This is a genomic window from Pandoraea bronchicola, assembly GCF_902459805.1.
GTDB classification, from domain to species: domain Bacteria; phylum Pseudomonadota; class Gammaproteobacteria; order Burkholderiales; family Burkholderiaceae; genus Pandoraea; species Pandoraea bronchicola.
In genome coordinates this window covers 969479-977860 of record NZ_CABPST010000001.1, presented here as the reverse complement: position 1 = coordinate 977860, position 8382 = coordinate 969479, and the positions used below count along the sequence as shown (strand labels likewise).

Sequence of the window (8382 nt, the reverse complement as noted above, 5' to 3'; positions counted from 1 at the left end):
GCCGTCGTCAGGTACGCGGTGGCATACGCGCCCAGACCGACGAACGCCGCCTGCCCGAACGATGTCATGCCGGCCACGCCCGTGAGCAGCACGAGGCCGATGGCCACAATGCTGTACAGGCCGATGTAGTTGAGCAGCGTCACCCAATACTCAGGCAAACGCACCGGTGCAGGCAGTACCGGCAACACGGCCAGCACCACCAGGAAAATCAGGAAGTATTTGTTTTTCATTCTGTGGTTCGCCCCGGCTTATTCCTCGTCTTCTTCCACATGCTTGCTCGTGAGCGACAGCCACAGCAGCACGGGAAGGATCAGTGTGAAGACGATGACTTCTTTGTATGCACTCGCCCAGAACGACGAATACGACTCCAGCAGACCGACCAGAATGGCGCCAAGCGCAGCAACGGGGTAGCTCACCAGACCGCCGATGATCGCGCCCACGAAGCCCTTCAGACCGATCAGGAAGCCCGACTCGTAATAGATGGTGGTGATCGGTGCGATCAGAATGCCGCACAGCACCCCCAGCGCGGCGGCCAGGGTGAACGCCAGACGGCCTGCCTGCACCGTGCCGATGCCCACCAGACGCGCGCCCAGCCGGTTCACGGCCGTTGCGCGCAGGGCCTTGCCCGAGAGCGAACGGTCGAAATAGAAGTACAGGGCCAGAATCATCACGACTGACACGCCCAACACCCACAGGCTCTGGCCGGAAACCATCACCGAACCGATGTTGAAGCTCGCGTCGGAGAACGGCTGCGTGCGCGAGCCTTCTGCGCCGAACATCACCAGCCCCAACCCCGTGAGTGCGAAGTGCACCCCCACCGAGACGATCAGCAGCAACAGCGTGCTGGCCTCTGCGAGCGGCTGGTAGGCGAGGCGATAGAGCATCGGCCCCATCGGCACGACCAGCAGCAGCGTGATCGCGATCTGCGCGAGCATCGGCAGTGTCATCGGTGCCAACGCCTTGACGACGAAGAACACCGCGATCGGAAACACCAGATACTTGCCCGCAAGCACAGGCACAAGACGGCCCGCCAGCTTGCGACGCTCGCTATGACGCAACACGCCAGCCGTCTCCACGACGAACGTGCACACGCCCATCGCCACGAGCAACCAGCTCGTGAGCGGAAACTTCTGGGTTTGCAGTGCCGCCAGCGTGAGCGCGCCATACGACACGAACTCGCCCTGCGGAATGAAGATGACGCGGGTGACGGAGAACACCAGCACGAGCGCCAATGCCAACAAGGCATAAATCGCACCCGTGGTGATACCGTCCTGCGCCAGGATGGCTGCAATCGAAAGATCCATGCTCCTCTCACTTCGTTTGAGTACTTCTTGAACCGGCTGGCGAGACAGCCGGTGTGATGCACGGCGCAGCGCGCGGCCGCCCCGTTCCCCTTCACATCGATACACCCCGCACGTTCCCCGTGTCGCAGCGCAGCGAATTATGAATTGTATAAATCGTTATGCATTGGTAAAACCCGGGCGACTACTGAGTCGACGAAATCTTGTCTCCTGCCATTTCGCCGACTGCACCGTTCTGCGTGCCGCGCCCGACGCGGCGCGCGCTCATCACCCTCTCCTGCTCAGAACTGCTTAATACCGCTCAATACCCCCCGACAGCGCTCGCGACGCCCGTCCCCGGGGTATCTGGCCTCATGCAGCCTCTCACGCCACCGGCTTGCGACGCCGGCGCGGCTTGGCCGGCAACGACGGCGCCTCTGCCACCACGTCGGGCGGCAACGCCTCTCGCACGACATCGAGCAAGCGGTAGATCTCGGCGAGTGTGTCGCGCCCGACCTTGTCCTCCAGATAGCGATAGCGCTCCTCGACCAGCGGGCCGAGCTTCTTGCACAACGCGCGGCTCGACGGCGTGAGCGATACCATCACCCGGCGCTGATCGGCGGCCACGCGGCGGCGCAGAATGAGCCCTGAGGCCTCCATGCGCTCGAGCATGCCCGACAGACTCGGACTGAGAATGCAGCACTCGCGCGCGACCTGCCCGATTTCCATTTCCCCGGATTCGCTATCGTTGACGGCCCGTATGACACGCCATTGTTGTTCCGTAATGTCGTAACAATTGAGCAAGGGCCGGAACAGCCCCATCGCCGCCTCACGCGTCTGCAGCAACACCAGAGATAGATTGCGGTGTTCGAATTCACCCGTCATGGATTTACGCTCGAAAGGATCGCTCGCTCAGCCCCCGGGCTGCGGCGATCAGGTTGGGACAATGCGGCCTCTTATGTGCCGCTCGTTTCGCATGTCCTGCCGTCTCTTTGCGAAGCGCGAAACTACCACGCGCTCAAAAAAAACGGGCGCGAACGCCCGTTCTTCCTGCCCGGCCGGCCTGACCGGGCACAGATACCGCAGATACGACAACGGGGCATGCCTGTGTGCTACAGGTGCTATAGGCAGCCCCGGCCCGTATCAGTTCGCCAATTTCCACTTGCCGTCGACGATTTGCACCATCACGCGCGAGCGTTGATCCAGACCGTTATGGTCGTTCTTGCTCATATTGAAGATACCGGCGGTGCCCGGCATGTCCTTCACGTTCTCGAGCGCGTCGCGCAGCGCGGCGCGGAATTCGGCCGTGCCCGGCTTGGCCTTCTTCAGCGCAACCGGAATCGCCGCCTGCAGCAGCAGTCCGCCGTCCCAGGCGTGACCGCCGAAGGTCGAGATCGAACCGGCGCCGTAGGCCTTCTCGTAGGCCGCCTTGTATGCGGCAGCCGACTTCTTCACCGGATTGTCGGCAGGCAGTTGCTCGACCACGAGCAGCGGACCGGCCGGCAGATACGTACCTTCGCAATCCTTGCCGCAAACGCGCAGGAAGTCGTTGTTGGCCACGCCGTGGGTCTGGTACAGCTTGCCCTTGTAGCCACGTTCCTTGAGCGTGCGCTGCGGCAGCGCTGCCGGCGTGCCCGAACCGGCGACCAGCACGGCATCCGGGTTGGCGCCCATGATCTTCAGCGCCTGGCCCGTCACCGACGTGTCGGCGCGGTTGAAGCGCTCATTGGCCACCACCTTGATCTTGTTCAGATCGGCTGCCTTCTGGAATTCCTTGTACCAGCCTTCGCCGTACGCATCCGAGAAGCCGATGAACGCCACCGTCTTCACACCGTGATCGGCCATGTGCTTCGCGATAGCGGTGGCCATCAGAATGTCGTTCTGCGGCGTCTTGAATGCCCACGTGCGCTTGGCATCCACCGGCTCGACGATAGCGGCACCCGCTGCCATCGAGATCACCGGGGTCTGCGTCTCGGCAGCCACGTCGACCATCGCCAGCGAGTTCGGCGTGACGGTCGAGCCGAGCACGGCGTCAACGTGATCTTCGCTGATCAGCTTGCGCATGTTCTTGACGGCGGTCGTGGTGTCGGTCGCATCGTCGAGCACAATGTACTGCACCGACTGTCCGGCGATCGTCTTCGGCATCAGCGCAATGGTGTTCTTCTCGGGAATGCCCAGCGAAGCCGCCGGACCGGTCGCCGACAGCGACACGCCAATCTTCACCTGAGCGTTCGCGACGCCCGCGGCCAGCATCATCGCCGATGCCATGCACAGCAACTTCAGTTTCATTTGGGTCTCCTCACAAAAATTTCGAATTCGTTTTTTTGACATTAACCGACCGCTCAGTCGGTAAATTGTCGCCCATCTTACGGGCACCGGTGCCTTCTCGTAAAGTGCGGTTTCCCCACATGTGGCTTCGGCCGCATCTGACCCCACTCGACGCGCCCGCCCCGCCCTCGCCGGTCATTCTTCATTGCCGGAACGCGCCGGACACACCCAACACCGATACGCCGCTCGATCTCGTCTCACACACGCAGAAACGCGTCGTAGCCCGTCTTCACGATCAGCACGGCAAGTACGCACAGAAACATGCGCCGCACGAAGCCCACACCGTGCTTGAGCGCGAGGCGGCTGCCGACCTGACTGCCGAGCACGTTCATGATCGCCATGCCGATACCGACTTGCCACCACACGTGCCCGCCCATGCCGAACAGGAGCAACGCGGCCAGATTGGTCGCCACGTTCACGATCTTCGACGACGCCGATGCGTTGACGAAGTCCTGCCCGAACAGCCGGACAAACAGAAACACGAGGAAGCTGCCCGTACCCGGGCCGAAGAAACCGTCGTAGAAGCCGATGGCGCCGCCCACGGCAATGGCCATGAGGGTCACCCCTGTCCCGCCCTTCACAGGGGCGTGGACCGTCCCGAAATCCTTCTTGCGCAACGTATAGACTGCCACGCCCGCGAGCACGAAAGGCAGCAACTTGCGCAGCACGTCGGCAGGAATGTGAGTGACGGCGTACGCACCACAGAACGAAAACACGAAGGCCGCGATCGTCGCCGGCACCAGAACGGCCCAGCGAAGCTGGATGCCGCGGGCGTAGCGCATCGCCGCCGCCGCCGTTCCCCAGACACCCGCCATCTTGTTGGTGCCGAACAGCACCGGCGGTGCAGCGTTCGGGAACACGGCGAACAGCGTCGGCACGGCAATCAGCCCGCCGCCACCGACCACGGCATCGACCAGTCCGGCGAGGAACGCCCCGCCCGCAAGCATCAGCAGATCGGTCAGCGCCCAACTCGTCAACATACATGCCCCATACATGCACTCGGGACTCGCGGCGGCCGCCGGGTGAACTCACCGGCCAGAAAGCGCGAGCGCGCGCATTGTGAAACGTGAAGCGTGCTAGGCATACGACTGCGACTACCGGGTAATCGTTGTGGCCGAATGGAACGAGCCGAATGAGTGAAATTGGCACGCCGGCCGAATTGGCCGAACCGGCCAGAACTGTCGAGCGCACACACTGAAACGGCGAGCATAGCGTCTTTAGAACGCATTGCGCGCATTTCAGTGACACGATTCTCGCAATATGGCGTGAAACGCACGGAAAACACCGTGCAAAGAGATGTAATGCAGACTGCCGGGCCTCGGCGGAAGACGGCTTCGCGCCGAGGCGAAGCACAATATAAAAAGCGCTGTTGGAGCATTCTCCAACAGCGCTTCTTTTTTGGCGGTGCGCGTTATCGCGCTTATTGTCTCCTCGTTCCTCGCCCCTATATCCTGCCGTGACGCGAACTGAGGGAGAGAATAAAGGAGCACCCGATGCACCACAAGTCAGCATTTACCCCTACGAATTAGACTTTTTCCGACATACATGCGCCAGGGTGACGAGCGGACGCCCCAAACCGGTGCGTCCGCGCCGCGATCACGACTGTTGCGACATCGTCCGGAAGTACTGGCTGCGCGCCGCCAGCTCGCCCACCAGACCGCGCCGGAAGGCCAACACGCAGATGATGAAGATCGCGCCGATGACGATAGTCACCGACTCGCCAAGCGTCTGGAACCAGGGCACGCCCGTCACCGTGGCGAGCCAGTTGCCGATGTCGCCCAGCTTGTTCTCCAGCACGATGATGACCACCGCGCCGACCACCGGCCCGAGCATCGTCCCCAGACCGCCCACGAGCGTCATCAGGATCACCATGCCCGACATGGTCCAGTGCACGTCGGTGAGCGTCTCGAAGCCCAGCACCACGGTCTTGGTCGACCCGGCCAGTGCCGCCAGCGTGGCCGACAGCACGAACGCCAGCAGCTTGAAGCGATCGACGTCGTAACCGAGCGAGATCGCCCGCGGCTCGTTCTCCTTGATCGCTTTGAGCACCTGACCGAACGGTGAGTGAACAATGCGCATGATGAGCAGGAAGCCCAGCGCGCAAATAGCGAGTACCACGTAGTACAGCGTGAGGTCCGAATCCAGCGGCAGCACGCCGAACAGACTGCCGCGCGGCACGCCTTGCAGGCCATCTTCCCCGCCCGTGAACGGCGCTTGCAGACAGAGGAAGTACAGCATCTGCGCCAGCGCCAGCGTAATCATCGCGAAGTAGATTCCCTGACGCCGAATCGCGAGCAGACCGATGACGAGTCCCAGCACCGCCCCGGCGATCACGCCTGCGAGAATGCCGACTTCCGGCGTGAATCCCAGATTACGGATGGCATAGCCGGTGACATAGCCCGCGCTGCCGAAGAACGCCGCGTGGCCGAACGACAGCAGCCCCGTGAAGCCCAGCAGCAGATTGAACGCGCAGGCGAACAGTGCGAAGCACAGCACCTTCATGACGAAGACCGGATACGCACCAGCGAACGGCGCGGCGATCAGCGCGAGCAGCAGAAGGGAATAGAGCACCCGTTGTTGCGTCTGTTGTTGCATTGTTCTGCCCCTTACTTTTGTTTGCCGAACAGCCCAGCCGGGCGCAGCAGCAACACGATCACCATGATGACGAACACCACGGTCGCGGACGCTTCCGGGTAGAACACCTTGGTAAAGCCTTCGATCACGCCGAGCATCAGACCGGTGATGATCGAGCCCATGATCGAGCCCATGCCGCCAATCACGACCACCGCGAACACCGTGATGATCATCGACTGCCCCATCAACGGCGAGATCTGGATGACCGGCGCGGCGAGCACGCCGGCAAACGCGGCAAGCGCGACACCGAAGCCATACGTCAGCGTAATCATGAGCGGAACGTTCACACCGAACGCCTCCACCAGCTTCGGGTTCTCCGTGCCGGCACGCAGATACGCACCGATCTTCGTCTTCTCAATGACGAACCATGTGGCGAAGCACACGATAAGCGACGCTACCACCACCCACGCGCGGTAGTTCGGCATGAACATGAAGCCGAGATTGGTCGCGCCGGAGAGCGCCTCGGGGGCGTCGAAGGGCTGGCCCGACACGCCGTAGATCGAACGGAAAACGCCCTCGAGCACGAGCGTGATGCCAAACGTCAGCAGCAGGCCGTACAAGTGATCGAGCTTGTAGATCCAGCGCAACATGGTGCGCTCGATGACAATGCCGATGACACCCACCACGACGGGGGCGAGAATCAGCATGACCCAGTAATTGAGGCCAAGATAGTTGCCGCCCATCCAGGCGAGCATGGCGCCCAGCATGAACAACGCGCCGTGCGCAAAGTTGATCACGTTGAGCAAACCGAAAATCACTGCCAGGCCGAGGCTCAGCATGGCGTAGAACGAGCCGTTCACCAGTCCCAGCAGCAGTTGGCTCAACAGCGCCGGCAGGGGGATGCCTAGAAATTCCATCGAAATCGATTCTCTGGGAGAAAGGTCGCGACGGGACACACGTCCCGCCGCTTTCGGTGCATCGCGTTCAGATCGTGCCGATTACTTCGGCAGCTTGCAGGTCGATTCAGCCTCGGTGGTGAACGCCTTCTCGCCCGGAATCGTAGCGACGACCTTGTAGTAGTCCCACGGTGACTTCGATTCCGCCTTCGACTTCACTTGCATCAGGTACATGTCGTGGACCATGGTGCCGTCGCGGCGGATGTAGCCCTTGCTGAACATGTCGTCGATCTTGATCTTGTGCAGTTGCTCCATGACCTTGTCCGCGTCGGTGGTGCCGGCCGCCTGCACCGCCTTCAGATACGTCGTGGCCGCCGAATAGTCGCCGGCCTGCAGGCTCGACGGCATTTTCTTCATCTTGTCGAAGTAGCGCTTGGCGAAGGCGCGGGTCTTGTCGTTCTTGTCCCAATACCAGCTATCGGTCAGGTACATGCCCTCGGTGTTATCCAGACCGAGCGAGTGAATGTCGTTGATGAACACGAGCAGACCGGCGATCTGCATCTTGCCCTTGATACCGAATTCCTTCGCAGCCTTGATCGCATTGATGGTGTCGCCACCGGCGTTGGCCAGCCCCAGCACCTGTGCGCCCGACGACTGCGCCTGGAGCAGATACGACGAGAAGTCCGACGCCGAGAGCGGGTGACGTACCTGCCCCTTCACCGTGCCGCCGTTGGCCTTGACCACGTCGGCCGTGGCTTTCTCCAGCGCGTGACCGAACGCATAGTCGGCCGTCAGGAAGAACCACGACTTGCCGCCCGCCTTGACGACGGCCGACCCCGTGCCGCGTGCGAGCGCGACGGTGTCGTAAGCGTAGTGAACGCCATACGGCTGGCACTGATCGTTGGTCAGCGCATCCGAGCCCGCGCCCACGTTGATGTAGACCTTCTTCTTCTCGGCCGAGACCTTGTTCATCGCCAGACCGGTACCCGAGTTGGTACCGCCGATGAGCATGTCCACGCCGCCACGGTCGAACCATTCGCGCGCCTTCGACGCGGCAACGTCCGCCTTGTTCTGGTGATCGGCCGTGACCAGTTCGATCGGCTTGCCGAGGACCTTGCCGCCGAAGTCGGCGATGGCCATCTTGATGGCTTCCGCCCCCCCTTGCCCGTCGATGTCGGTGTACAGGCCCGACATATCGGTAATGAAACCGATCTTCACCGTATTGCCATCGGCATGGGCCTGCGAGGCCATTGCCGCAAAACCGAACGCCGCCGCAACGGCCAACGCCTTCATCCGCATCGTCA

8 protein-coding genes are annotated in these 8382 nt (G+C 62.0%); all 8 read right to left on the bottom strand.

Annotated features, from left to right (window positions below):
- Window positions 1-230: ABC transporter permease subunit (locus PBR20603_RS04315; protein WP_150558251.1), on the bottom strand; the 230-nt coding region annotated here is incomplete at its 3' end.
- A gap of 18 nt (window positions 231-248) precedes the next feature.
- Window positions 249-1304 carry a branched-chain amino acid ABC transporter permease gene (locus PBR20603_RS04310; RefSeq protein ID WP_150558250.1) on the bottom strand — a complete coding sequence of 352 codons (1056 nt, stop codon included), beginning with the start codon at window positions 1302-1304 and terminating at the stop codon, window positions 249-251.
- A 360-nt stretch (window positions 1305-1664) separates the two neighbouring features.
- The gene (gene hpaR, locus PBR20603_RS04305; protein ID WP_150558249.1) at window positions 1665-2165 is read right to left on the bottom strand and encodes a homoprotocatechuate degradation operon regulator HpaR; all 501 of its coding nucleotides are present in this window, start codon (window positions 2163-2165) and stop codon (window positions 1665-1667) included.
- A gap of 258 nt (window positions 2166-2423) precedes the next feature.
- Entirely contained in the window at window positions 2424-3569 is a 1146-nt protein-coding gene (locus tag PBR20603_RS04300) for an ABC transporter substrate-binding protein (protein ID WP_150558248.1), read from the bottom strand.
- A 236-nt stretch (window positions 3570-3805) separates the two neighbouring features.
- Window positions 3806-4588, bottom strand: a complete 783-nt coding sequence (locus tag PBR20603_RS04295; RefSeq protein WP_150558247.1) for a sulfite exporter TauE/SafE family protein — start codon at window positions 4586-4588, stop codon at window positions 3806-3808.
- Window positions 4589-5204: 616 nt separating this feature from the next.
- Window positions 5205-6203 carry a branched-chain amino acid ABC transporter permease gene (locus PBR20603_RS04290; protein WP_150558246.1) on the bottom strand — a complete coding sequence of 333 codons (999 nt, stop codon included), beginning with the start codon at window positions 6201-6203 and terminating at the stop codon, window positions 5205-5207.
- An 11-nt stretch (window positions 6204-6214) separates the two neighbouring features.
- Window positions 6215-7099 (bottom strand): branched-chain amino acid ABC transporter permease, encoded by an 885-nt coding sequence (locus PBR20603_RS04285; RefSeq protein ID WP_150558245.1) that lies wholly within the window; start codon window positions 7097-7099, stop codon window positions 6215-6217.
- Window positions 7100-7180: 81 nt separating this feature from the next.
- Window positions 7181-8377 carry an ABC transporter substrate-binding protein gene (locus PBR20603_RS04280; RefSeq protein ID WP_150558341.1) on the bottom strand — a complete coding sequence of 399 codons (1197 nt, stop codon included), beginning with the start codon at window positions 8375-8377 and terminating at the stop codon, window positions 7181-7183.
- Window positions 8378-8382: the final 5 nt, after the last annotated feature.